The organism is Bradyrhizobium murdochi, from assembly GCF_000472965.1.
In the GTDB taxonomy this organism is placed as follows: Bacteria; Pseudomonadota; Alphaproteobacteria; order Rhizobiales; family Xanthobacteraceae; genus Bradyrhizobium; species Bradyrhizobium murdochi.
On sequence record NZ_AXAU01000021.1, the window covers coordinates 1 to 25414 of the forward strand.

Below are 25414 nucleotides of genomic sequence, written 5' to 3' on the forward strand. Positions count from 1 at the left end.
TTCGCTCAGACACCTACGCTGGTCTTGAGCCATTTGTTGATCTGAATGCGCCAACGCCGTCCGAGTTGCGCGACGATGCTCACTTTGCGCCAGCCCATCCTGCCAGGGGTCGCTCGGACACCTACGCTGGTCGTGTATCATTTGTTGGTCGGGATGCGCCCAGACCGCAGGTGATTGATCTAGATCCGCCCACGCTGCAGGAGCTGCGTGCTGATGCTCGTTATGCGCCTTTCCCGCGCACATCCGCCGATGCTCAGATCGGGGCTTTGGATCCGACCGCCTCCTCCCACGGCCGCAGTGGACTAGAGCTCGGCGCCAAGGAATGGCTGGGCGACAAGCATATCCACAGGGATTACGAGCTCCTGGCGGAGGAGTTGCGGCGGGGCCGTCCGGAACTCGCCGCCCTGACGCAGTTCGTGGACCCCCTGATAGCTCACTATCAACTGCGCTTCGGCGCCGAGCCCGACATGCTCCGCGCGTTCCAGCGCATCGTCTACGATCCAAATGGTAATGATACGGCCGACTTCCTGTTCCTGCCAGTGAACGACGCTATGGATCCTAATCGCCTCGGCACGCATTGGTCGCTGCTGCTCCTTGATCGCCACACGCGAGGAGAGCCGGTTGCCTATCACTACGACTCTGTCCGGGGACACAACCACGAGGCGGCAGCGCAGCTCGCACGACGGCTGCGCGCCCGCCTGGAGTCACCCAGCATGGCCCAGCAACGGAACAGCTATGATTGCGGCGTCTTTGTGGTGGACGGCACGCGGGCGCTGGTTCGACGATTGGCCCAAGGAGAGCGGCCAGCGCACGAGCCGCTGCACCTTGGCAACCTCGTCGCCAATCGGCGGTCCCTCCAGAGTCGACTGGCTCATCCCGGCTTGGGCTAATGGAGCTGGCTGGAGCGGCTCTCCCGGACACTACACCGGGGGGCTCGCCCGAGCGAGCGGCCTGTTTGGCCGCGGAAGCCGAAGCCCAGGGGGGCCTTGCTGATCGAGAAGCTCAAACTCACGATCAAGAAGCTCCGGCACGAGCAGTTCGGACAGTCCTCCGAAAGGCGCATTGCTGGAGCAGCTCGAGCTAAAGCTCGCCAACGTGAAGGAGACCGCGGCGCAAGCTAAGACCGCAGCGCAGATGGCAGCCGAGAAGATTGCAGCGCCATCGTCGAGCGCCGCAGCAGTGATTGAAACGATTGTAAACCGTCGTGTAAGGGCACAGTCGGGCGGGTCGCGCCAGCGCGCGCCGCATTATTATATGAATGAGTCTCCGTTCTTTAATCGCGGGCACGGTGTCAACCCCGATAGACAAACGTGATCCACTGCCGGGTTCATGGTTCTTTCCGCGGTCGTCTCTACAGGAGCCGCCGCATGATGGCGTTCAAAGGCGGTCAATTCGTGACCCACGTGAAGGCGCTGCCCGGCGCCCCCTATGACGGGCATACGCTCGCAACCGTCATTCCGGACATGGAGGCCCTCATCGGCATCACCCTCGAGCGCCTCCTCGCCGACACTATAGCGGCCACAATGCCCCACCCGATTACAAGTTCAGGGTGTTCACCTCAGGGCAGAAGGGGCGGGTGACGCCACAGATCAAGCGCGAGCTGCGAAGGCGTTCCGCCGTCGAGCCGGTCATCGGCCATCTCAAGTCCGAGCATCGAATGGGCCGCAATCACCTCTGGCATCGCGAGGGCGACGCCATCAACGCCGTCCTCGCCGCCCCCGGCTACAAACTTGTATGGGGTGTCTCCTGTCAAGAGCTCTTAGCCATTCTTCTCCTTGCACCGAGGGCGCAGTTGTGTGCGTCAAGTTCGGCAAATTGATCGTGGGGTCCGGCGAAGCCGTCCCCTCGGTGGGCCTGAGTATGGTCAAGCGGCAGGGCGTAACGCCTCCTTTTTTGCGCTCTTTCAGCAGATAGCGCGATAAAGCAGGCAATCGTCGTCGACCTTGCGGGGCACGGAGTAGAGCGCGTTCCTGAAGAAGTGCACATGGCGTTGTCAGGACCTCAGCGATCACCTTCTTCAAGCTCGGATGATCATCAGAGACCACTAACTCCGTGGCATGGCGACTGAGAGACATTCCGAGGGAGCTTGCAATCTCCGGCGGGCATCGCGCCGCGTACTTGTATGCGGCCGAACGCTATCTTCGATGCAGCAATGCGCATCTCTAGCGAAGCTGGGGCAGCGGGCCCATTCTTCCGCGAGGTCATATGGACCAAGTTGTAGTGCGGGTCACCGCCACCTCGGCGTATCAGGGTTTAGCGATTGCTTCGCCAAGCCCCAATTGAGGTGTCCCGTCTCGCGTTCATGCTACCGGGCGTAACTTGATCCCTACAGGTATTTCGCCTGTCGTCGTCAAGCGCCAGAACGCTATGAGAAATTTGCGCGCCAGCGCCACGATCATAGTCTTGCGCGTGCCGCCGCGCGCGTCGGCCGCGCGAGTACGGTACCAATGTGCTAATGCGCTGTCTTTCTGGAAAAGGAGAAAGCGCCAGGCCAGTTGGATCATCCCACGCCGCACCCGGGCATTGCCAGCGCGTGCAAGGCCCTTCTCCCGTCTTCGCTTGCCGCTCTCATCGGGAGCGCCCGTGAGGCCCGCGCGCGCGACCGCTCTGCGATCTCTCAATTGCGGGGAGAGGATCTCATGCACGAGCATGTCCGCTGTTTCGATTCCAACGCCAATGATCCGCGCCAGCAATTTGACCATGGCGTGCGCTCCGCCGTCAGAAACCTGCAAACGTTGTAATCGAGCTGCCTCGATCTCCCTGATCTGCTCCCTGACGAGGCGAGGGCGGACCATGTCCCGGCGCATCTCGGCGACAGTGTTGGGTGGCAGAGGCACCCCTTCCGGCGTGCGCAGCGTCTCGAGCCGCTCTGACGCATGACGTAGGTCGGCTTGAAATTGCGAATACCCAGGCGAATGAGACATGCCTTCATTCGATTGACGATGCTGGTTTGTTGGCTGACAAGGTTTTCCCGCTCGCGGTTTGGACGCCGGGCGTCCTCTTCATCGAGGCTTGGGATTGCTGCCATTTGGCAATGGTTCGGCTCGCCGCGCAGCCAACCGAGGAGAGCGCGCTTCAAATACTCGGTGTCGAGCCGATCAGTTTTAGACTAGTGACCGTGGACGATTGCGCGCGCCTTCAGGACATCTATGACGGCCTCCGCAAGTTGCTCAGGCGTCTGATCCATGGTCCTGAGATGAAATTCGGGTCTCATCGGTATTTCGTAGGGTGCATCGATACCCGTGAAGTTCTTGATCTTGCCAGACTTCGCCTTCGAATAGAGACCCTTGGGATCGCGCTGCACGCATTCTTCAAGCGGCGTGTCGACGAAGATTTCGATGAACTCCTCCCTAGCAACCAGGTTGCGCACCATGTCTCGCTCCGCTCTGTAGGGCGAGATGAACGAGCAAATCACGATCAGGCCACCGTCGGCCATCAACTTGGCGACTTCGCCGACACGTCGAATATTCTCGACACGATCGGCCTCGGAGAAACCGAGGTCTCGGTTCAACCCGTGTCGCATGTTGTCGCCATCCAGCAGGATGGTGTGACACGACATTGCGAACAGCTTTTGATCGACGATGTTGGCGATAGTCGACTTGCCGGCACCGGACAGGCCGGTGAACCAGATGATGCAAGGCTTTTGGTTCTTCAGGGCGGCCCGCTCGCTCTTTCCCACTGAAAGCGGTTGCCGAGCAATATTGGTAGCCCGCCGCAGCGGGAACGCAATCATGCCGGCGCCAACGGTGCGATTGGTAAAGCGGTCAATGACAATGAACGATCCGGTCTTGCGATTGACCTCGTACGGATCGAAGGCCACGGGCAGTGCCGTCGCGACATTGCAGAAGCCGATCTCGTTGAGGCTAAGCTTCCTGGCTGCCAGGTGCTCACGTGTGTTGACGTCGATCCGATGCTTGATCGCGGTAATGCTACCGGCGACTCCGGTCCGAGTTCCAATGCGAAGGATGTAATTGCGTCCAGCAACGAGCGGATCGTTGTCCATCCAGATCAGATGGGCCGCGAACTGGTCGGTGACCTCAGGCCGCTCGTTCGGACGCGCCAGAAGATCGCCACGGCCGATATCGATCTCGTCTTCGAGGGTAATGGTGACGGCATCGCCAGCGTCGGCGCGGGGAAGATTGCCGTCCTGGGTCACGATTCGCTTGACGCGCGTGGTCCGTCCAGACGCTGCGACAACAATCTCATCTCCCGCCGAGATGCTCCCGGAGGCCACCGAGCCGGCATAACCGCGGAAGTCCAGATTGGGGCGATTCACCCACTGAACCGGAAAGCGGAAAACCTGGCGCGCGACGTCGGATTGAATATCGATGCTCTCCAAATAGTCGAGCAGGCACGGGCCTTGGTACCACTTGGTTTTATCGGACTGGTTGATGACGTTGTCGCCGTACCGAGCGGAGATCGGGATCGGAACGACCGAGGTGAAGCCAAGACCGGCAGCAAAGGCCATATAATCGCCTACGATCCGATCAAATCTCTCCTTGTTGTACTTGACCAGGTCGATCTTGTTCACTGCCAGCACCACATGGCGGATACCTAGCAGCGAGCAGATGAAGGAGTGACGCTTGGTCTGGACCAACACGCCCTTGCGGGCATCGATCAGGATGATGGCGAGCTGGGCGTTCGAGGCGCCAGTTGCCATGTTGCGGGTGTACTGCTCGTGGCCGGGCGTGTCTGCCACCATGAACGATCGGCGCAGGGTGGTAAAAAAGCGATAGGCCACATCGATCGTGATGCCTTGTTCCCGTTCAGCTTCAAGCCCGTCAACTAGCAGAGCAAAATCAACATCATTGCCGGTGGTGCCGTGCTTGGCGCTGTCGCGTGCCAGCGCCGCGAGCTGATCCTCGTAAATCACCTTGCTATCATGCAACAGCCGTCCGATCAGCGTCGACTTTCCGTCGTCTACCGAACCACAGGTGATGAATTGCAGCTGGTCCTTGCCGGCCTGGACACGGTCGATTGTTGCCTTGGAAGGCATCAAAAGTAACCTTCCCACTTCTTCTTCTCCATCGAAGCTGCTTCATCGGTATCGATCAAGCGTCCCTGGCGCTCAGATACGGTCGCAGTGTGCATTTCCGCGACAATGTCCTCAATTGTGGTCGCGTCGGAGTCGATGGCCCCGCTCAGCGGATAGCATCCCAGCGTGCGAAAACGGATCATGCGCATCTCCGGCGTCTCGTTGGATTGAAGACGCAATCGTTTGTCATCGACCATGATCGTTGCGCCGCTTCGCCGCACCACGGGTCTTTGCTTTGCGAAGTAGAGCGGGACGACCGGGATCTTCTCGAGCATGATGTATTCCCAGATGTCGAGCTCGGTCCAGTTCGACATTGCGAATACACGCATGGTTTCGCCCTGGAGGAGTTGGGTGTTGAAGAGGTTCCAGAGCTCCGGCCGCTGGTTGCGGGGATCCCACACGTGCCCGGCCGAACGGAAGGACAAGATCCGTTCTTTCGCGCGGCTCTTTTCCTCGTCACGTCGCGCCCCACCAAACGCAGCATCGAACTGATAGAGATCGAGCGCCTGCTTCAGGGCATCGGTCTTCATCACCCGCGTATGAAGAGCTGAGCCGCAATCGATCGGGTTAATCCCGCGCTCAAGGCCCTCCTTGTTCACATGGACGATGAGTTCGACGCCTAGCCGCTTGGCCGTCTCATCCCGGAAAGTGATCATCTCGCGGAATTTCCAGGTCGTATCGACGTGAAGGAGGGGAAACGGCAACTTCGCGGGATAGAACGCCTTGATTGCAACGTGCAGCATGACACTCGAGTCTTTACCGATCGAGTAGAGCATAACCGGATTTTTGAACCCGGCGACTACCTCACGCATGATTTCGATCGACTCAGCCTCGAGGCGACGCAAATGTTTCGGCAGCATATGGTTCTTCTTTGATACAGAATTGTTGTTCGTTAGATGCCATTTGGCGCAGCGCTTCCGCTTGGGACGATAACCCTGCCGCAGCAGCAAGCAGGACCGCACGACCCGGCAGCCGCTTTGCTGCATCCTCGGTGCTAGTCAGGGGTAGGCATCGGCCTCGCTTTCAATCATACAGAACTCGAGCGACCATCCGGACCGTTTCAATTCTTGCACCGCGTCTTCGTCCATCCACGTTTTGGTGTTGCGACTGGGAGCTGGCGCATGGACCGATCCAGCCGAGGGCATTCCCTTCTCAACAAGACCAATAATGACGGTGTGCTCGAGTTCTTGAGCTGCTGTCAAGCATCGGAACCGGGATCGGCAGCTTTCGCTTGCTCGCAAAGCTAAGGACAAGTCGAGGATTGGCTCAACTGTACGAAGATAAGCGAGCCAACATAAAAAGGTTGGGAAAACCATACGGAGGTTTATTCGTAGTAAATGCCTACGCGACGTGAGCGACACTTGATGCCCCGCGCCAGCGCAATGCTGCTTGCGTAGAGCATCGAAGAAGATGGCCCCATACGCCTCGGTTGGTGCTCGGCTTACAAATGAGAACACCTCTTAGAGCGACAACAAAGGTTGATAGCCATCCTGATATGCCTGAGGCTTTAAGAGCGTCTTCTCCTCTGCGGACTGAGATGTCCGAGCGCAAACGTGGCGACGCTGCCGTGTTTCTTTTCAGCTGGATGAGATGCTGGGCTCGGTTGCCTCGCGCTAGAAGGGCCTGCGGAGATGGTTCCGGAAATCTGGCGACGCGGAACAGCATTTGGCCCGCCCAAACGGGACATTCTGTTCTCTCCCGATCGCGGCGGTGAAGTTTTCTTGTTTGGTCGCGCAGGCGATACCGTCGCGAACGGTCCGGACGATATGGAGGTGATGGAGCAGGTGATCGAGCGTTGCAGCCCTCGTGTCCGCGGAAGCTTCCTGCCGCGCCTAATTCAACTTGCTAGTCAGGATGATAGATCGTCGCAGGCTTGTTGCTGTGTTGGAAGAACAAGTTGGTTTTTGTCGACGGAACGGCGCAACCGCGAGCGTCGAAGACGATGAGGCTTTTGGTGGTTGTCACCGCACGATCGTGCGGCCGACTGTGAGGAGCCAAAGACGCCGCGTTTGGTCATTTCAAAGAAGCTGGAAGCTGCGGTCACATTTCGTCTCGTTGACAACGCAGCGGCGATGCAGCTGCCATTGCGCGAGCCTGGGTAGCAGTGCCAGCTCTCATCCATCCACTGGAGCAGATCGATTTGGAAAGTCAATGCGATCCTTACTATTGGATTTGGTAGGGGAGGCTGCCTGCACTTTGAGATACTCTGTTCGAGGAACGACCCGCGCAACCCAAAATGTCACGGCAGCTCGAACCATGAATCGCGACCAGATCCGTATATCTCAAGAGAGAACAATCTGGTCATGAAAACGCGATTGGCGGACTTGAGAGCCGATGATGTGTGTCAGATCCCGCTGAGCAATCTGGATGTAAGCGAAGCCAAGCGCTTTCAGGATGATAGCATATGGGGGTACTTCGAGCGGTTGCGAATGGAAGATCCCGTTCACTACTGTCAAGCCAGCCCTTATGGTCCATATTGGTCCGTAACAAAATACCGAGATATCGTAGCGGTAGATACAAATCACAAAGCGTTCTCATCGGAGCAGGGTGTCGCTATTGTCGACGTGCCCGACAAGCACTGGACTCAGAGTTTCATCAAGATGGGTCCTCCCAAACATGGCGAGCAGCGCCATACTGTAAGCCCGATCGTCGCACCGGAAAACCTGATTAAGCTCGAAAGCTTGATCCGCCGACGGGTCAAGACGATTCTGGGCAGCTTGCCGCGCAATCATGACTTCAATTGGGTGGACATGGTCTCCATCGAGTTGACGACGCAGATGCTGGCCACGCTATTCGACTTTCCATTCGAGGATCGGCGGCTCTTGACCTATTGGTCAGACGTAGCTGTTGCAATCCCGAAAGCGGGCCACGCGATCGACAGCTGGGATAAGCGAAGCACGATCTTGTCCGAGTGCCTGGAGTATTTCACGCGGCTTTGGAACGAGCGCATCAATGCCGAGCCACGCATGGACCTGATTTCCATGATGGCGCACTCGCCTGCAACTCGACAGATGGAGCCGAGCGAGTTTCTCGGGAATCTGATTCTGCTGATCGTCGGGGGAAATGACACCACGCGTAGCGATTACCGGGGGCCTCCTGTTCATGAACCAGCACCCCTCCGAGCTGCGAAAACTACGCGATAATCCCGAGCTGGTATCGAGCGCGGTGTCCGAAATTATTCGGTATCAGACTCCCATCGCACATATGCGCCGCAACGCCGCGACCGATATCGTCGTAGGTGGGAAACAAATCAGGAAGGGCGACAAGGTCGTCATGTGGTACATCTCTGGTAACCGCGACGAAGAGGTCATCGAGAGCGCCGACAGATTCCTCATCGACCGCAAGAACGTCCGGCAGCATCTCTCGTTCGGATTCGGCATCCATCGCTGCCTTGGTCGACATCTTGCCGAACTGCAGCTGAAAATCCTGTGGGAAGAAGTCTTGAACGCGCGGCTCGAAGTCGAGGTTGTCGGCGAACCCGATCGAATTGCATCTAACTTCGTGCACGGTTATTCCGCTCTTCCTGTGCAGATTAGAGCTTAGGCTGTGATGCGCATGGGCCCCCAGGCCATGAAGTTTTTCTGCGCCCGACCTGAATGAGCGGATAGCTTTCGTCGAAAATGAGGGCGAGGCTTGTCCTCGCGCCGCTATGCAGAACTCGTTTTTCATTGAAAAGGCAGCGCCCGTAGACCGATCGTTTGCATCGCCACGACGGAGAGAAGAAAACTGCGGGCGGCGCTTCTCTCGCGCTTTTTGGACATTGAGAGTCGCCCGCTCGACCCGATGCGGCTCGCATGCAAGATGAAAGTTGCCACCGGCGGCTTCGGTTGGAAGTGTGGAGGATGCGCGTTATGGCCGGATGCGTCAGAGCGCGCCCAATCAACTACCAAATTCAGCAATTGATGGAACTGACGGACATATGGCAATCAGCATCAAGAAACCCACGCGGCGACAGAATCAAGGAAGTATGGATGCAACATATTAAAAGCGTTGATGCAATGCCATTTCGGGATTGCGCGTCAGTGCCAGGGATGGAGTGAAGTTTGGTCAAAGCAAGAGCGAAGACAAAGTCGCGGCTTGGAAAGCCCACGCTTTCCGCTCCAGACGATGATCCATATCTGTGGTTGGAACAGATCGAAGGCGCACGGGCGCTGAAATTTGTCGAGCGGCAGAATAGCAAGACTCTGCAGGTGTTTGGCGGCGCCGCATTCGAGCGGGATCGCGATGCGCTGACCTCGATTTATGACCGACCGGGACAATATCCCCTATGTCAGCCGGTGCGGCGACTATCTCTACAATCTCTGGAAGGATGCCAATAATCCACGCGGCCTTTGGCGACGAACTACTCTGGAAGAATTTCGTACGCCGAAGCCGTCATGGGAAGTTCTGCTCGACATCGATCAGCTCGCTATCAGCGAAGGCCAAGACTGGCTTCTGAACGGGATGGCCTCACTGGCGGGCGATCATAGACGGACGATTTTGAGCCTTTCGCGCGGCGGCAGCGATTCCGTCACCTTGCGTGAGTTCGATATCGACGCGAAGACCTTTGTCAGCGATGGCTTCGTCTTGCCGGAGGCTAAGGGCTCCGTTGAATGGCTCGATCCCGATACGTTGGTGCTGTCGAGCTCGCATGGGCAGGGCATGGCGACGACCTCCGGCTATGCGCGTAGGGTGAGGCTGTGGCGGCGCGGTACGCAGGCGGATCAAGCACCAGCGATCTTTGAGATCGCAGCCGATCATGTCGGAGTCAGCTGCAATGTCGCCGCCGCGGATGTGGTTCGTCGATGGGGTGGACACCTTCAATTTTGCCATCTGGCTCGGCGACGAATCCGGTGCCACGACTAAACTCAATCTGCCAAGCAACATCTGGATGCTCCCCCATCGCGATTGGCTTGCCATCAAGCCGCGCGAATCCTGGTCTGTGGCGGGGCAGACCTATGCCGCGGATACGGTGCTCGTCATCTCGTTGGCAGCGTTCCTTGAAGGCAACTGTCAGTTCGAGGTTCTTTTCGAACCAAGCCCCCGCCGCGCGCTGCAGGGGTTCTTTTGGAGTGCCGGCAAGCTTGTGCTTTCCATTCTCAACGAACTGCGGCCGCTCTTCGAGATATGCACGCCGTCCGAAAAGGGGTGGAGCCGCGCGCAGCTGCGCGGGTTTCCCGACATCGGGTCGTCGACCTCTGGCCCCTTGATTGCGATCCATCCGAAGGCAACGGCGACCTGCTCGTCGGGAGCCAGGATCCGCTCACGCCAGCTTCGCTTATGCTGATCGAGAAAAACGTCGCCAGTCCGACCGTGCTCATGCAGGCGCCGAAGACCTTTACCGCGGATGGGCTGGTGGTCACCCAACATGAAGCCATTTCGATTGATGGCGAGCGCATTCCCTATGTACAGACCGATCCGGCCGACGAGACGGGCGATGCGCCCGTCCATATGAGCGGCTACGGCGGCTTTGGGATCTCGGTGAGGCCGTACTACAATTCAGCGCTTGGCAAGCTTTGGCTCGAGCGCGGCGGCACCACGGTGCAGGCAAATTTACGCGGCGGCGGCGAGTTCGGTACGCGCTGGCACGATGCCGGCCGGCTCGGTGGTAAGAAATTGTCGCACGACGACCTCGCTGCCGTTGCCGCCGATCTCGTGCGTCGTGGGGTAACGATGCCGAAGCGGATCGCAGCCCAGGGAGGATCAAACGGCGGCATCCTCATTACTAATATGCTGACGCGCTATCCAGAACGCTTCGGCGCGCTGTTCTGCACGATCCCGCTGATCGACATGCGCCGCTACACTAAGCTCCCGGCAGGAGCAAGCTGGATTGCAGAATATGGGGACCCCGATAAGCTCGAGGAGTGGGAGTGGCTCAAGACCTATTCCGCGTATCATGCCGCCAAGCGCGGCCAAAAATACCCCCCGATCCTGATCGCCACTACGCGGCGGGACGATCGTGTTCATCCCGGACACGCGCGCAAGATGGCCGCGAAGCTCCAGGCAATGGGCTACGAGGCCTATTTCTACGAGCCGGCGGCTGGCGGCCATGGTTACGGCCGGGACAACAGGGAGCGCGCCGGCTTCGAGGTGCTGGGCTTTCGATTCCTGAAGAGCAAGATCGGCTGGCTTGACGGCGAGGCTTAGGCGGGGCCCGGCGTTTGTGATCCGACAAACTCCAGCGTGATTGTTGCACGACGTTTCAGCGGTAGGAGATTGGAAACAAGCTCGATTGACCCGCCATTTCTTAGGCCTACGCCGTCCAGCGGCGTAGGGAGCAGCCTTTCCATTCTAGCGCTTCAACGTTCGCGTGGAGAATACGATTGCGCAGCCGCCAATTTCGAAGCTGCAACCTCAACGACGATCATGGCGAGCTGGCTTGCCTGAGCTAGGCGCCCGTTTGCCCCGCAAAGGAGAAACGAGATGAATCGGCGGGATGTGGCCGAATCAATCTTCCCGACCTACGGGTCTTGGATCCACTGATTGGGAAATGCCAGCACTTGGTGAGGGAAGTGGCGATTCCCTATCAATGGGATGCGCTGAACGACCGCAATCCCGAAGCGACACCGAGCCACGCGGTAGAAAACTTCCGTATTGCCGCCGGACGTTCGAAGGGTGAGTTCTACGGCACGGCTTTTCAGGACAGTGATGTCGCAAAATAGTTAGAGGCGTTGCTTGGTCGCTGTGCCAGGCACCAAATCCGGACCTGGAGAAAGCCGCTGATGAGCTGATTGAATTGATTGCGGCCGCCCAATGCGGCGATGGCTATCTCAACACCTATTTCATGGTAAGGGCGCCTCAGGACCGCTGGAGCAACCTAGCCGAATGCCATGAGCTTTATTGTGCCGGGCACTTGATTGAAGCGGGTATCGCTTTCTTTCTGGCTACTGGCAAACGACGCTGCTGGACGTCGTTTGCAAGCTTGCTGACCACGTCGGCAAAGTTTTCGGCCCGGACCGCGATCAGTTACACGGCTATGATGGCCATCCAGAAATTGAACTTGCATTGACGCGCCTCTACGAAGTGACGCAGGAGCAGCGATATCTGACGCTAGCCAATTATTTCGTGGAGCAACGCGGCACAGAGCCGCACTTCTATGACATAGAATACGAGAAACGCCGGCAATCTTACCACGTCAAACCATCTGGCACGCCCTGGATGGTGGAAAATAAAGCCCATAGCCAGGCGCACCTGCCAATTTCGGAACAGCGGACCGCAACTGGTCATGCGGTACGTTTTGTATACCTCATGACTGCGGTCGCTCATCTGGCGCGTCTGCGTCAGAACGAGCAGCAACGCCAGACTTGCCTGCGGCTATGGCAAAACATGGTGCAGCGCCAGATCTATATCACCGGCGGTATCGGCTCGCAAAGCTTCGGCGAAGCGTTCAGCAGTGATTACGATCTGCCGAACGATACAGCGTACGCGGAAAGTTGCGCGTCGATTGGCCTGATGATGTTCGCGCGCCGTATGCTGGAGATGGAAGTGGACAGTCGATATGCCGACGTGATGGAGCGCGTCTTATACAATACGATCCTGGGCAGTATCGCTTTCGATGGGTGTCACTATTTCTATGTTAACCCGCTCGAAGTTCATCCCAAAACGCTGCGGTCCAATGGCATCTACGGTCATGTCAGGGCGGTGCGGCAACGCTGGTTTGGCTGCGCCTGCTGTCCGCCGAACATCGCACGCATTTTCACATCAATTGGTCATTACATCTATACGCCATGCTCCGACGCGCTGTATATCAATCTCTATATTGGCAATAGAGTGGCGGTATTGGTCGGCGAGCATACGCTTCAGTTGCTCATGAGCGGCAACTATCCTTGGAGGGACGAGGTGGAAATCGCTGTGGAATCTGCACACCAATCGTCCACACGCTCGCCCTGCGCCTGCCGGAATGGTGCAGCGCGCCGGAGACGACCCTGAACGGCGAACCCGTCAATTGCGAGTTGCGCAAGGGCTATTTGCATATTCACCGCACGTGGCGGCAGGGAGATCGGGTCAAACTATCGCTGCCGATGGAAGTACGCCGCGTATACGGCCATCCGCAAATTCGCAATTTAGCGGGCAAGGTGGCTATCCAGCGTGGGCCTTTGATTTATTGTCTGGAGGAAACCGACAACGGGACCGAGTTACACAACGTTTGGCTTCCTGCAGAAAGCCGTTTTTCGCTTATCGAAGGCACTGGTCTCGTTAGCGACAAGATTTTGCTGCAGGCTGATGGGGCCCGGTTGCAACACCCGCATTCTGAAGAAAGGGCGCTTTATCATTACGACAAAGTGCCAGGACAGCTACAACCGCAGCCGCTGACATTCATTCCGTGGTTCAGCTGGGCTAACCGCGGCGAAAGCGAAATGCGGATTTGGATTAATTGACGGGCGGACCATCTTGCAGTGCGTCAGCCGTGTTCGGATTATCTACGCTGGCTGTCCGATAGTCAGCTAGATTGCCGCCCAGAAACAAGACCTCGGTCTCCTCGGTCGGTATTCCCCTTACCCAAACTCGCAATTCCTCATCTCCAGGAGCATGCCCGCGCTCTAAAATAGCGTTGATTTTTTTGGTCGGCCAAGCGGTGACACTCGGTACCGTGTAGGTGTGTAACTTCTTAGCGTTCTCTGCAATTGCCTTCGCGCCATGCTCGGTCTCGTCCTTTGAAAGGAGCAGTCGTGAGGGGTCCTCGCACAATGACACAAAAGCACTCTCTGTAACGCCTTGGGTGTGCAATGCAGCGAGGCGCGCCATATCAATTTCGTCCTCCCTTTCGTCGTCCGAGCAGATAGCGGCCTTAGCAACATGCGGGCTAGCGTGAGCACGCAAATCCGCTAAGGAACGCACATGCGCGATGGCACTCACCTCCTTATCTAAGAGCGGCTCGCAATCGATTTCCTCGTTCTGAAAACGATCTAGCGGCAGGTACGATGACGCCAAGACGTCTTCGAGAATGCGGTCACCATCGATACTGCCCACGGAAGATCCGGTTGTTCTCGGCCATTGTGCTGTTCGCTGCTCAGCCAGCCTGATCTCGTTCCTGAGCGCCTCAACGTTCGCTCCGGCGAGTGATGCGGCAAGTTCGGCGCGCCCCCGGATGAACGATAAGGCCGGGCACCGTTCGCTTTCCTGGATAGCGCACGCTCCCAGATTGCCTTTCTTCATGACCGAGGGCGAGCCAACTTCGGAATCTGTCAAAGCGGTGGCTGAATCAGACGTTTGGTGGATTGGCCGAATGTCACTTAGCTGCTGCTCAAATTTCGCTTGGTCTGCGAACGGGTGTGCTGGTGACCTGGTTTGTCCGCTTAGGTCGCCCGGCTGTTCCGGCGCCCGTTGATGCTGCTGAAGGAGACCGTAAGCTTGAACAAAGTCTTCTGCGGTGTTCGGTGTATCGATATTCATTATTTTCCCCACGAGCATGCTACATCAGGTCCCATTTCAGTAAGGGGGGCGGCTTTCGAGAAGCTGACGAGTCAGAGAAAGGAATGCCACTGACGCCAAAACTTTTCGATCGCTTCCCGCTCAGCTGCCATCACTGCGGAGGAGAGCGCCCCACGAACCTGCATCGGCGGCGCGGATCCACCCTCCGCCACGAAGCGGACGATTAGGAGCCTGCAACAGCACCACCACAGGATGTCAGAGCCGTGCGGCTAGAGGGTTATCTCCTCTAGTTGCGCTCGGCGTCGTGGCTCGCTGCGGCGCCTGCGGCCGAGGCACCCGCAAGATCTGTCGAGCTCAGCCGCAGCGCAAGCATCGGCCGGGCAAGGCTCATGATTTTGATTTCGAGTTCAGCATGATGGCCTGTACGGCCATAGTGCGATCCGCTGCGCCGTACTGGGCTCCTAGTGGAGCGGCAAACGGAGGTTGGAATTGCTTTCACTTTCCCGACTCAAAACGCTCTCATGCTCATAGCAGCCTTTCTTCGGCAGACACCAATCCTGCTGCACCCGCAGAAAGAAAACTTTGGCCATTGGCTCATATTCTATTTTCTCTAAACCGCGTCAGCTTCTCGAAAGCTAACGGTAGTAGCGCGGGAGGTGTCAAGCGACGTCCGGATTTGACCCCGCAGCGACATGAGGAAGTGACCCCTTGTTGTTTTGCAGGACTGAACTTCTTCTCCGATTTGGCTTCTGGTGTAGCGGGCTTCTGCAGAAGTCCGCTGCGGCGCTTCTCCTTCAAGCGGTAGCTGTCGCCGCGGATAACGAGTGCGCCATCGCGTTGCACATGGTTCGAGTTGCGTGACGCTGCTCATTCTGTGCCGGCGCCTGACTTTCCACCCTCGTCGGCCAGGCCAGCACGAGGGCATCACCAGGTCCCGCAGCTGCCTGATGTCGGAGAGTTCGTCGGCCACGGCTGGCGCCACGGCCCCGAGAGGCCTGGTCCATCCAGATCGACATGCTCTTGGCCTGCTGCCGAGCCAGGACGGCCCAATGACATGTTTCTTGATCAGTCGACCCTACAAAAAACCTGGCCTGAGCGCAAACCCAAAACCAAAGCGATCCTGAGGGTCCCAGGAAATCACACCATCGCTGTTGCGGGAAGGAGAAGCGCGGCATTCCGCCTTCGGCCGCCAGTGCAGCAGTTCAAGTGCCCGGGCGATACGCAAGATGTCGCGCGCAGGTTACCACCCTTCACATCCGTAGCAGCTACGACAGGATTCCTGCACTGTCCGCACCGCGACACGCGCCAAGATAGTCGGATCCGATTCACCCTCTGCGGCCAGAGTTAAGACCTTCTCAGCAAGGCATGCCTTCAACGAAGAGGTTCGCCTCGCTTCGGGCACCATCCGGACAGCATGCTCCAGCACACCCCTCAACTCAGCACACACTTTATTTTGCGAGGATTTTGCAGGCGTCATGATGCTACTCCACAAAATAGAACCTGTTCATGCGGACTCCGGCCTACCAGCCAGTGTTCCCGAAAAAGCTAGAACTCGGCACCTGATGGCCCGTTCCGCCGAGTGAGTGTGGCAGTCGGGTGGGGGACGGTCACGCCGACGAATACAAGAGATATGATGAGCTGATGTGACAGTTGGACGAAGGAATCACTGTGGCTCGCTGGGACGTAGTACCACTCGATCTGCCGGTGCTGCGATCAGCGCAACATTGCAATGCTGGTGAGCCCGGTGTCGCTATCAGACACGATCATCGCTGGAACAAACGTGCGATGCAATCACAGCATCGAGCTCGCCCGCCCCCCAAGACTGTGCGGCGCACTACTGAAAGATAAGCAAGACATTCCCGCGTGAAGTCATTGACAATAGCCAGGATGCGGAAACCAAAACAGATCTCAAATTCTAACTGGTTGAGGGCGACCGGACCCTCATCGCGTTCTTGGGGAGCTCAGTTCATTTAGCCGAAGACCAAGCGCTCCGGCACCCCGGGGACGGCGCGCAGCCGGCCAGCAATGGCTTCAATGCTCTTTTGATCGCGTCCCGATCAGCCAACAGCTTTACCTTCGTCCACCACCAGATCGTCGTCTTGTCCATGCCAATACCAGTCTAGAGAAGAATACGATGCGCTGGCTGCCTCCGCCTCGTTCTACGCGCGAAGTTTGCGCCACAGCCCCTTGCCGCTCACCACAGCTAGCCCAAATCCACCCGGTATCGCACTACGGTTCACCCGAAGATGTGCTCGATGCCTCCTTTGGGCAGACGAGAAGCGTGTAATCATATCGTCATAAGCGTTGGATATGTGTGATCAAATTTCCCCGGCGCTTCGCGAGGTAACGGCTATCCTGCATAGATTGTGTGTCTGGACAACAAACTAGCGGCGCTGAATCAGGTAGACGAAAAGTCGGTCGGCGGCCAATCGGAGGATTTGCCAGGTGGCGGCCGCATTTTCAGCCACTCTGATTGCACTGCTGCTGACGAACCGCAGCGTTGTATCGAAGAGACGCTGCGATGAGTGGCATCGATCGATATAAACCTCGCGCAGACCGAATTATTCGAGATGAAGACGCCAGGCAAATGTACGGTGGCTTGCTGAAGAATGGCGCGATTGGTCAGTTTTCAAAGGTTAGGTTCTAAACTAAGTATCGGAATCCGGGATGACTTCGATTGATGATAGCTTGAGTGAGATCAAATCCGTGCGGAACGACATTTGGCGTGTTCGTACGCTGCTTCGAACCGAGTTGCCTGATGCGGAGCGAAAAATCGCTGAGAAGCGCCTGCTTGAACAGCGTTCCGCCTTTGAACGGCTCTTAGCGACCACATTTCCTTTGACGTTGAGGCTCTGAAGTCAATTCGGAGCCTGTGCCGCTCAAAAGGTAACTAAACGACGGACGTTTGAACTTCTTATTGACCGAGAGCATCTCGTGACTGGGAGTGGATTGTATGCGGGCTCCGGCAAAGCTCAGATGGAGGCAAAAACCGAATCGCCAAAAAATGTCGCGGTGATAACCTACCTTGTTCCTTGTCTTGCTTTCCACAGGTTTGATTAATTCTCCGATCCGCAGTCTGCCGATCCCTGATCAGCGGCAGACCGATCTGCACTCTTTTCGGCCGCCTTCGATGGTCGATCTTGGCGATTGCCCGTTGCATTCGGGAGCTCAGGACACCAATTCGGCAGAACGATAAGCAGGTAAGGGCGAGGTTTTTTGCGATCGTGACGAATCCGGTGTTTGGCCCCGACAAGAAAGATGCGCTCGGCGCTTCCAAGAAACGCGCGGCCTTCATCGGTGTTCTAATTCGCAATGATGCAACGGTTGCGGGCAGATCGGTTGCTGGAAGACCGCTCGCCATGTCGGCTGTCGATTCCGACGGCCGCCCTCTGGCCATGATGAGCAATCTAGTCGGCCAAACCGTGAAGCTGCATTTCTTGGTCGCGCGCGTCCTCCAGCTATTTGGCGCAGCGCTCCTCCAAAAGAGGCTATCAGAGCTGAAGCCCACCCTCGCCTGCAAGAGGGTCCATTAAGACATCATCGGCAACAGTCCCCGCGGCCTCTCGAGAAAATCGCGTCGTTGCCCAGTCCAACAGGATCGTGTTGTTGCGGGGCGTTCTGCGACCGGCAAGGAACCCACGCGTGCACGAGCTGTCGCCGCGCGGCGGGGGGCCCTATATTAGAAGAATTGCGCCGGGCTGCCTGAGATGGTGCTTGATCGAAATTGTCCGCCCGTGAGAAGAGGTCCTCACCGGAGCGCTGAACCCGCGCCAAGGGATGATTCAACTCGCTGACAAGGCAATCCCTCGCGAGATCGGTGAGATCTCGCCACCGTTCCAAGAGCTGCTCTGTATCCTGGAGGAGCAGGAGTTCCAGCGCGTCGACACATCGGACTATCAAGGTCGCCGTACTATCACTGACTCGATCAACCGCAATCTCGAGAGAAACAAGTTCCGCGCTAGACCTCTACCATCGCATCGTCGTGCCCATCCTGCTGCCGCCCTTGCGCGAGAGCCGCAGTGAGATCCCGCTGCTCACGGCCGAGTTCTTGAAGAATTTCAATGGCGAGAACGATCGTGCATTGAGCTTCGCTACACTGCAATGGAGGGTCTAGTAGTGAATTGCGTCTTTTTCCCCGCAACGTGTGCGAGCTCGAGAATTGCGTGTAGCGGACGCGACGCGGGCCAAGAAACTTGCGATCATCAGAACCGACTTTGCCAGCTCCTCACGGCGGCTGCCTGTTGGCGATGCTGTGGAGCCGCGGATCGGACGAGCTATCACTGCCGCAGCTGCTGATCGTGCCGCTGTCGCCGAAGCGCCGGCGCGGCTTCGGGGGAACTGGTCACCGCGTCCGATTTCGAGTTCGCAAGTTGCGGCCGAACCGGGGGCGAGACCGCCGAGCATTTGGGAGCGGCGCGAAAATGACCGACCGCGACCACGTTACCGCGGCCATCGAGAAGTCGGGCTGGGTGCAGGCGGGAGGCGACTCGCCTCCTTAGGTTAACCTACGCCGGCTGCGCGCTCAGGAAGTACGGCCACCAGATCAAGCGCATTAGCCGATTGTCGCGGTCGCGACACGCTGTCTGGCCCAGGACATGTACAAGAGGGAAATAGCCGAGATAAATCAGCTCGGCGTCTGGCACGAGCCTTGAAGGGAAGAAGCCGTCCCGTCGCCTGCTCAAGGAATCGGAGTTTATGGCCTACAAGATAATCGCCTCCCAGTGCACCGGCTGCGGCGCATGTGAGTTCGAATGCCCGAACGTAGCAATCAGCCTCAAGAACGACATATATGTAATCGATCCGAAGAAGTGCACCCAATGCGAGGAGCATTGCGACACGCCGCAATGCGCCGCTATCTGCCCGGTGCCCGGCACGTGCGTGCAGGCATAAGGAGCGGCCGATGAGCGGGTCCGCTGCGCGCAGCAAGATTGAAACACTATCGGCGGCGTTTCTGATTAGCGGCCTGGTTGGCCGCGAGCTGCGTGTGACTTACGCGATCGCCCATGCGGTGAAGGGGGCGGGCTGCCGCCGTCGTCGGACATGGTCGGAGTCGTCCTTGCGCGAGCGGCGGAGCGGGCAATGGTAGCAGCCGTAAAAGACACGGTCGACCGGGTGCGCTCGATCGACGTCGACCAGTATCGATATGGGTTTGAGACGCTTATCGAGTCCGAGAAGGCGCCCAGGGGGCTCTCGGAAGAAACCGTCCGCTTCATTTCCGCCAAGAAGAACGAACCCGCCTGGATGCTGGAATGGCGCCTGGAGGCCTATCGCCGCTGGCTGACCATGACCGAGCCGACCTGGGCGCGCGTCAACTACCCGAAGATCGACTACCAGGACATCCACTATTACGCGGCGCCAAAGCCGAAGAAGGCGCTGTCGTCGATCGACGAGATCGATCCTGAGATCCTCAAGACCTACGAGAAGCTCGGCATCCCGCTGCGCGAGGTCGCCATTCTCGAAGGCGTCGAGCCGCCGCCGGGAGGTGAGCCCTCAGCAAACCGGAAGATCGCGGTCGATGCCGTGTTCGACTCGGTCTCGGTCGCTACGACCTTCAAGGAAGAGCTGAAGAAGGCCGGCGTCATCTTCATGCCGATCTCGGAGGCGATCCGCGAGCATCCCGAGCTGGTGAAGCAGTATCTCGGCTCGGTCGTGCCGACCTCGGACAATTACTTCGCGACGCTGAACTCGGCGGTATTCTCCGACGGCTCGTTCGTCTACGTGCCGCCGGGCGTGCGCTGCCCGATGGAGCTGTCGACCTATTTCCGCATCAACGAGCGCAACACCGGCCAGTTCGAGCGGACGCTGATCATCGCCGACAAGGGTTCCTACGTCAGCTATCTGGAAGGCTGCACCGCGCCGCAGCGCGACGAGAACCAGCTCCATGCCGCCGTGGTCGAGCTCGTCGCCCTCGATGACGCCGAGATCAAGTACTCGACCGTGCAGAACTGGTACCCCGGCAATGCCGAAGGCGTCGGCGGCATCTACAACTTTGTGACTAAGCGTGGCGACTGCCGCGGTAACCACTCGAAGATCTCCTGGACCCAGGTCGAGACCGGGTCGGCGATCACCTGGAAATATCCGAGCTGCATCCTGCGCGGCGACAATTCGCGCGGCGAGTTCTACTCGATCGCGATCTCGAACGGTCACCAGCAGGTCGATAGCGGCACCAAGATGCTCCATCTCGGCAAGAACACGTCGAGCCGCATCATCTCCAAGGGCATCGCGGCCGGTAAATCGCAGAACACCTATCGCGGCCTCGTGACAGCGCATCGCAAGGCGACCGGCGCGCGCAATTATACCGCCTGCGACTCGCTCCTGATCGGCGATAAGTGCGGCGCGCACACCGTGCCTTACGTCGAGGCGAAGAATTCCTCGGCGACCTTCGAGCACGAAGCGACGACGTCGAAGATTTCCGAAGACGTGCTGTTCTACTGCACCCAGCGCGGCCTCAGCCAGGAAGAAGCCGTCGGCCTCGTCGTCAACGGCTTCGTAAAGGACGTGCTGCAGCAGCTGCCGATGGAGTTCGCAGTTGAGGCGCAGAAGCTGATCTCGATCTCGCTGGAAGGCAGCGTGGGATGATCGCGCCTGATATCAGCGAGATGCGCACGCTGCTACCGATCTTGAACGAGATCGAAGAAACCAGTTTGTCGCGGCTCGACCGTTCAGAGTGGTTCCGGCCAAGCGCGGCGCAGGCGCGCCGCCTTGAGGCCGCCGCCGACACGATGGGTGTTTATCTGATGACCTATCGGGCGAACTGCCGCGCGGGCGTCGGCGACGGACTTTGCAATTTGATCGCAGCGGCGAAGCTCGATGCGGCCGAGCTTGATGAGATCGCAAATCTCGAAAACGCGTGCCCAGACGCCGCGATAGTCGCCTACGAGCGCCCGATCCGGCTGCGCCGGTAAACGAATTTCGACAAGGGAAGGCCATGTCATTACTCGAAGTGAAAGATCTGAAGGTACGCGTTGAGGATAACGAAATTCTCCACGGACTGACGCTCACGGTGAACCCGGGCGAAGTGCACGCGATCATGGGGCCGAACGGCTCCGGCAAGTCGACGCTGAGCCATGTCATCGCCGGCAAGCCGGGCTATGAGGTCACTGACGGCCAGATTCTGTTCAGGGGTGAGGACCTCCTGGAAATGGAGCCGAACGAGCGCGCCGCCAAGGGCGTTTTTCTGGCGTTCCAGTACCCGGTCGAAATCCCCGGCGTCACCACCTGGAATTTCCTGCACACGGCGTTGAACGCCCAGCGCAAGACGCGCGGCGAGAGCCAGCTTTCGTCTCCGGAGTTTCTTAAGAAAGTCCGCGAGGTCGCCAAGTCGCTCAACATCCCGCAGGACATGCTCAAGCGCGGGGTCAATGTCGGCTTCTCCGGCGGTGAGAAGAAGCGCAATGAGATTTTGCAGATGGCGCTGTTCGAGCCGGCTGTCTGCATCCTCGACGAAATGGATTCCGGCCTCGATATCGACGCGCTCAGGATCGCGGCCGACGGCGTCAATGCGCTGCGCTCGCCCGACCGCGCCATGGTGGTCATCACGCACTACCAGCGTCTGCTCAACTACATCATCCCCGACTTCGTGCACGTGATGTCGAAGGGCAGGGTGGTCAAGAGCGGCGGCAAGGATCTGGCGCTGGAGCTCGAGGCTTCAGGCTACATCCAGTTCGAAGACGCGGCCTGACGCAAAGCGGATTTGTGATGAACCTGGTTTTGGCAAAGAACGAGACGGGACGCGCGCTGAGCGACAGCTTTGCGATCGCGCGCGACCGGCTGCCCGGCGCCGGCAAAGTGGCGGAGGCGCGAAGCGCTGCCTTCGAAGCCTACGAACGCACAGGCCTGCCGCATCGCCGGATCGAAGACTGGAAGTATACCGATCTGCGCGCGCTGATGCGCGAAGTGCTGCCGCTGGCCGATGCGCCGGATGCTGCTGCGCTGAAACGCGCTGCCGCGGCCGTAAAGCTGCAGGCGATCAAAGGCGCTCGCGCGCTCGTCCTCGTGGACGGCGTGTTCGTACCAAAGCTTTCCGAAGTCGGAGGCCTGGAGAAAGGCCTTACCATTCGCACCTTGCGGGATGTGCTGGAAACCGGCGATGCGACGTTGCAGGCGCAGCTCTTCTCGCCGGACAACGACAATCCGATGGTAGCGCTCAACAGCGCGATGATAACCGATGGCGTGGTGATCGAGATCGCCAATGGCGTCGTGCTGAAGCAGCCGCTACAGATCATTCATGTCGCGAGCACGCCCGCGGCTGCGGCGATGTCTACGCGTTCGCTGCTGCGTCTTGGCAGGGATGCCGGTGCGACACTGGTTGAAAGCTACGTTGCGGCCGATGGGGCCAAGACCTATCAGGCCCATGATTCCTTGGTTGTCGCGATCGGCGACAATTCGCGGCTCGATCATGTTCGATTGGTCGAAGACAGCCGTGACGCCTTCAACATTTCCTCCGCCGTGGTGACGCTGGGCGCGTATGCGCATTTCAACACCTTCAGCATGACGTCGGGCGCTGCCGTCAGCCGCTACCAGGCGACGATTACGTTCGCCGGAGAGCATTCCGGGGTCGAGACCAACGGCGTCAATCTGCTCGACGGCCGCCAGCACGCTGATCGCACGTTGTTCATGGACCACGCGGTGCCGCATTGCGCCAGCCGCGAGGTGTTCCGCGCCGTCGTCGATGACCGCGGCCATTCGGTGTTCCAGGGCCGCATCATCGTGCGTCCCGACGCGCAGAAGACCGATGCCAAGATGATGACGCGGGCGCTGCTGCTCTCCGACGAGGCCGAGGCCAACAACAAACCGGAACTCGAAATCTTCGCCGACGACGTCACCTGCGGTCATGGCGCGACCACCGGGGCGCTCGACGAGAGCCTGTTGTTCTATATGCGCGCCCGCGGTCTTCCCGAGAAGGAAGCCCAGGCGCTGCTGATCCAGGCGTTCGTCGGCGAGGCGATTGGGTGCGTCGTCAACGACGATCTGCGAGAACTCGCAATTGCAGCTACGCAGCGCTGGCTGGAGGCGCGACGATGAGCCTGCATCCGGCAGTCGCCAACGGCGCCTACGATGTGAATCGCTTGCGCAAGGACTTTCCAGCACTGGCGACGCAGGTCTATGGCAAGCCGCTGGTCTATCTCGACAATGCCGCCTCGGCGCAGAAGCCAAAGGCGGTGCTCGATCGCATGATGCAGGCTTACACGTCCGAATATGCCAACGTGCATCGCGGCCTGCATTATCTGGCCAACGCCGCGACCGACGCCTATGAGGGCGCCCGCGCCAAGGTGGCGCAGTTCGTCAACGCGCGCGGCACCGAGGAGATCATCTTTACTCGTAGCGCCACCGAGGCCATCAATCTGGTCGCCCAGACTTTCGGACGCGAGCGCATTACGGCGGGTGATGAGATCGTTCTCTCGATCATGGAGCACCACGCCAACATCGTGCCATGGCATTTTCTGAGGGAACGCTATGGCGCTGTCATCAAATGGGCGCCAGTGGACGCGGAGGGCAATTTCCTCCTCGAGGAGTTCGAGCGGCTTCTGACCGAGCGCACCAAAATGGTTGCGATCACGCAGATGTCCAACGTGCTCGGCACCGTGTTGCCAGTGAAGGAAATCGTGAGGATCGCGCATGCACGTGGCATCGCGGTGTTGGTCGACGGCTCGCAAGCCTGCGTTCATCTGGATGTTGATGTCCGCGATATTGATTGCGATTTTTACGTGATGACGAGCCACAAACTATATGGGCCGACCGGCATCGGCGTGCTTTACGGTAAGTATGCGCATTTGGCGTCGATGCCGCCGTTCAATGGTGGTGGCGAGATGATCCGCGAGGTCTCGCGTGGCGGCGTCACCTACGGTGATCCGCCTCACCGGTTCGAGGCTGGCACGCCTCCGATCGTCGAGGCGATCGGTCTGGGCGCGGCTGTGGACTATATCAATTCAATAGGAAAGGCACAGATCCACAAGCACGAGAGCGCACTGCTCGCTTACGCGCAGAAGAAGCTGCGGGGCATCAACTCCCTACGTATTATCGGAACGGCGGCTGAGAAGGGCGCGATCATCTCCTTCGAAATAAAAGTCGCGCATGCACACGATTTTGCCACCGTCATCGATCGTGCAGGCGTGGCGGTGCGCGCCGGTACCCATTGCGCGATGCCGCTGCACGAACGTTTTGGCGTGCCAGCGACTTGCCGCGCTTCGTTCGCTCTCTACAACACGCATGAAGATATCGATGTGCTGGCGGGCGCGCTTATCAAGGCGCAGGAGCTGTTCTCATGAGCGAAGGGGCTGGCCCCAGACCATGAGGCGCGTCGTGTATACGCGAGTTGGCGCTGCAATGCGCTAAGCATTATATCGCAGGACTTCCGCCCGGGCGAGTGGGTCCGCTACTTGATGCTGATTAAGAACGGCGCATGGATTCGCCCAAGGATGTTGGTGAGCCGCTGGTCTTTGCGGGCGAGACTCGAACAAGTGCGGCAGATCTGTACTACGCCCTTGGGTTCATAGCGCGGGCCGTCTTCATCATCAGTCGCGCTCACGGGATGATTCGTCTCGGCGAGAGGGCGGATCTCTCGGTGGAATCGAGGTATTAAGCCTAGATCATGATCCGGAAAAGTGCAAACCGGTTTCCCGAAAGATCCTGCTCAAACAAGACATGGGATCATGATGCGAATTCCATCTAGTCGCATCATGATCGAGACGCCTGCCCGGCGTGCCGCCCGAATTGACCGGTATGCCGCCGGCCGAACCATTTCCGAAGGCGGACCACCGTTCACCGTGACGCGGCTTGATGCGCTGATCGAGCCGCCCACCTCTCGCGCACCCGCATGTGTGGTCTCCCGGCAACAATGGCGCGAGAGGGACAAAGATCTCGGGTAGATGCTGCAACGTTGTGCAGCAGGGGGCTCGTCCTCAAGTTTGATCTGAGCACGGCAGCGCCCCAATTGGGCGCGGTGGCCTGCCGATCCTCGCTCGCCATCTGCCTGTCGCGCGAAACCAAGAGCCGCGGGGCCTACACGTCCCCGTAGGCTGCCTCGAC

Annotated in this window: 16 protein-coding genes and 6 pseudogenes; 17 read left to right on the plus strand and 5 right to left on the minus strand. The window is 58.7% G+C overall.

What is annotated here, in order from left to right; all coding sequences use genetic code 11:
* The 3 genes and pseudogenes from YUO_RS0129585 to YUO_RS45180 form a co-directional block, all read left to right on the plus strand.
* Window positions 1–890 (plus strand): Ulp1 family isopeptidase (locus YUO_RS0129585; RefSeq protein WP_028350517.1); only part of this gene is annotated, 890 nt, incomplete at its 5' end.
* A 172-nt stretch (window positions 891–1062) separates the two neighbouring features.
* Window positions 1063–1314 (plus strand): hypothetical protein, encoded by a 252-nt coding sequence (locus YUO_RS46585; protein ID WP_028350518.1) that lies wholly within the window; start codon window positions 1063–1065, stop codon window positions 1312–1314.
* Window positions 1315–1379: 65 nt separating this feature from the next.
* Window positions 1380–1819 (plus strand): annotated as a pseudogene (locus tag YUO_RS45180) (IS5/IS1182 family transposase); the annotation flags it as partial.
* Between the two features lie 102 nt (window positions 1820–1921).
* Here YUO_RS45180 and YUO_RS47965 read toward each other — a convergent pair.
* The 4 genes and pseudogenes from YUO_RS47965 to cysD all read right to left on the minus strand — a co-directional run.
* A pseudogene (locus YUO_RS47965) lies at window positions 1922–2060 on the minus strand (transposase); the annotation flags it as partial.
* Window positions 2061–2300: 240 nt separating this feature from the next.
* A pseudogene (locus YUO_RS42080) lies at window positions 2301–3109 on the minus strand (transposase); the annotation flags it as partial.
* The gene (cysN, locus tag YUO_RS0129605; RefSeq protein ID WP_028350520.1) at window positions 3110–4996 is read right to left on the minus strand and encodes a sulfate adenylyltransferase subunit CysN; all 1887 of its coding nucleotides are present in this window, start codon (window positions 4994–4996) and stop codon (window positions 3110–3112) included.
* On the minus strand, window positions 4996–6021 hold the full coding sequence (gene cysD / locus YUO_RS0129610; protein WP_083754769.1) for a sulfate adenylyltransferase subunit CysD: 1026 nt from the start codon (window positions 6019–6021) through the stop codon (window positions 4996–4998). Before cysD ends, cysN begins: the two co-directional genes overlap by 1 nt.
* Before the next feature lie 1317 nt (window positions 6022–7338).
* On the opposite strand from cysD, the pseudogene YUO_RS42085 reads away from it, so the two are divergent.
* The 5 genes and pseudogenes from YUO_RS42085 to YUO_RS48705 all read left to right on the plus strand — a co-directional run bounded on the left by YUO_RS42085 (window position 7339) and on the right by YUO_RS48705 (window position 13392).
* Window positions 7339–8578 (plus strand): annotated as a pseudogene (locus YUO_RS42085) (cytochrome P450).
* Window positions 8579–9078: 500 nt separating this feature from the next.
* Window positions 9079–11161 (plus strand): annotated as a pseudogene (locus tag YUO_RS42090) (prolyl oligopeptidase family serine peptidase).
* Between the two features lie 365 nt (window positions 11162–11526).
* Window positions 11527–11676, plus strand: a complete 150-nt coding sequence (locus YUO_RS47295; RefSeq protein WP_198028113.1) for a hypothetical protein — start codon at window positions 11527–11529, stop codon at window positions 11674–11676.
* 44 nt (window positions 11677–11720) lie between these two features.
* Window positions 11721–12943: pseudogene (locus tag YUO_RS47970) on the plus strand (glycoside hydrolase family 127 protein).
* Entirely contained in the window at window positions 12841–13392 is a 552-nt protein-coding gene (locus YUO_RS48705; RefSeq protein WP_198028114.1) for a glycoside hydrolase family 127 protein, read from the plus strand. Before YUO_RS47970 ends, YUO_RS48705 begins: the two are co-directional and overlap by 103 nt.
* On the opposite strand, the gene YUO_RS42100 is transcribed toward YUO_RS48705, so the two are convergent.
* The gene (locus YUO_RS42100; protein ID WP_063830330.1) at window positions 13385–14407 is read right to left on the minus strand and encodes a hypothetical protein; all 1023 of its coding nucleotides are present in this window, start codon (window positions 14405–14407) and stop codon (window positions 13385–13387) included. The genes YUO_RS48705 and YUO_RS42100 overlap by 8 nt on opposite strands.
* A 2646-nt stretch (window positions 14408–17053) precedes the next feature.
* Here YUO_RS42100 and YUO_RS42105 point away from each other — a divergent pair.
* From YUO_RS42105 to YUO_RS0129685, 9 genes are all read left to right on the plus strand, one after another.
* Window positions 17054–17242, plus strand: coding sequence for a hypothetical protein (locus YUO_RS42105; RefSeq protein ID WP_198028115.1), 189 nt, complete (start codon window positions 17054–17056; stop codon window positions 17240–17242).
* A gap of 284 nt (window positions 17243–17526) precedes the next feature.
* Window positions 17527–17919, plus strand: a complete 393-nt coding sequence (locus YUO_RS44010) for a hypothetical protein (RefSeq protein ID WP_028350522.1) — start codon at window positions 17527–17529, stop codon at window positions 17917–17919.
* A 1162-nt stretch (window positions 17920–19081) separates the two neighbouring features.
* Complete coding sequence (locus tag YUO_RS45185; protein WP_083754770.1) at window positions 19082–19276, plus strand: 4Fe-4S binding protein; 195 nt, start codon at window positions 19082–19084, stop codon at window positions 19274–19276.
* A gap of 10 nt (window positions 19277–19286) precedes the next feature.
* Window positions 19287–19472 carry a hypothetical protein gene (locus tag YUO_RS46590; protein ID WP_156908821.1) on the plus strand — a complete coding sequence of 62 codons (186 nt, stop codon included), beginning with the start codon at window positions 19287–19289 and terminating at the stop codon, window positions 19470–19472.
* Window positions 19466–20965: a Fe-S cluster assembly protein SufB gene (gene sufB, locus YUO_RS0129665; protein WP_028350524.1), complete on the plus strand. Its 1500-nt coding sequence runs from the start codon at window positions 19466–19468 to the stop codon at window positions 20963–20965. Before YUO_RS46590 ends, sufB begins: the two co-directional genes overlap by 7 nt.
* 41 nt (window positions 20966–21006) lie before the next feature.
* Window positions 21007–21291 (plus strand): hypothetical protein, encoded by a 285-nt coding sequence (locus tag YUO_RS0129670; protein ID WP_156908822.1) that lies wholly within the window; start codon window positions 21007–21009, stop codon window positions 21289–21291.
* 23 nt (window positions 21292–21314) lie between these two features.
* On the plus strand, window positions 21315–22067 hold the full coding sequence (sufC, locus tag YUO_RS0129675) for a Fe-S cluster assembly ATPase SufC (RefSeq protein WP_028350526.1): 753 nt from the start codon (window positions 21315–21317) through the stop codon (window positions 22065–22067).
* Window positions 22068–22084: 17 nt separating this feature from the next.
* On the plus strand, window positions 22085–23410 hold the full coding sequence (sufD, locus tag YUO_RS0129680) for a Fe-S cluster assembly protein SufD (RefSeq protein ID WP_028350527.1): 1326 nt from the start codon (window positions 22085–22087) through the stop codon (window positions 23408–23410).
* Window positions 23407–24654 (plus strand): cysteine desulfurase, encoded by a 1248-nt coding sequence (locus YUO_RS0129685; protein WP_035727942.1) that lies wholly within the window; start codon window positions 23407–23409, stop codon window positions 24652–24654. The genes sufD and YUO_RS0129685 overlap by 4 nt, the downstream gene beginning before the upstream one ends.
* Window positions 24655–25414: the final 760 nt, after the last annotated feature.

Bases quoted from the DNA above. Each gene is read 5' to 3' on its own strand.
- YUO_RS0129685 (WP_035727942.1), top strand. From the start codon at position 23,407: ATGAGCCTGCATCCGGCAGTCGCCAACGGCGCCTACGATGTGAATCGC.
- YUO_RS46590 (WP_156908821.1), top strand. From the start codon at position 19,287: ATGAGCGGGTCCGCTGCGCGCAGCAAGATTGAAACACTATCGGCGGCG.
- cysD (WP_083754769.1), bottom strand. From the start codon at position 6,021: ATGCAGCAAAGCGGCTGCCGGGTCGTGCGGTCCTGCTTGCTGCTGCGG.
- YUO_RS45185 (WP_083754770.1), top strand. From the start codon at position 19,082: ATGGCCTACAAGATAATCGCCTCCCAGTGCACCGGCTGCGGCGCATGT.
- sufB (WP_028350524.1), top strand. From the start codon at position 19,466: ATGGTAGCAGCCGTAAAAGACACGGTCGACCGGGTGCGCTCGATCGAC.
- sufC (WP_028350526.1), top strand. From the start codon at position 21,315: ATGTCATTACTCGAAGTGAAAGATCTGAAGGTACGCGTTGAGGATAAC.
- cysN (WP_028350520.1), bottom strand. From the start codon at position 4,996: ATGCCTTCCAAGGCAACAATCGACCGTGTCCAGGCCGGCAAGGACCAG.
- sufD (WP_028350527.1), top strand. From the start codon at position 22,085: ATGAACCTGGTTTTGGCAAAGAACGAGACGGGACGCGCGCTGAGCGAC.
- YUO_RS42105 (WP_198028115.1), top strand. From the start codon at position 17,054: ATGACTTCGATTGATGATAGCTTGAGTGAGATCAAATCCGTGCGGAAC.
- YUO_RS42100 (WP_063830330.1), bottom strand. From the start codon at position 14,407: ATGAATATCGATACACCGAACACCGCAGAAGACTTTGTTCAAGCTTAC.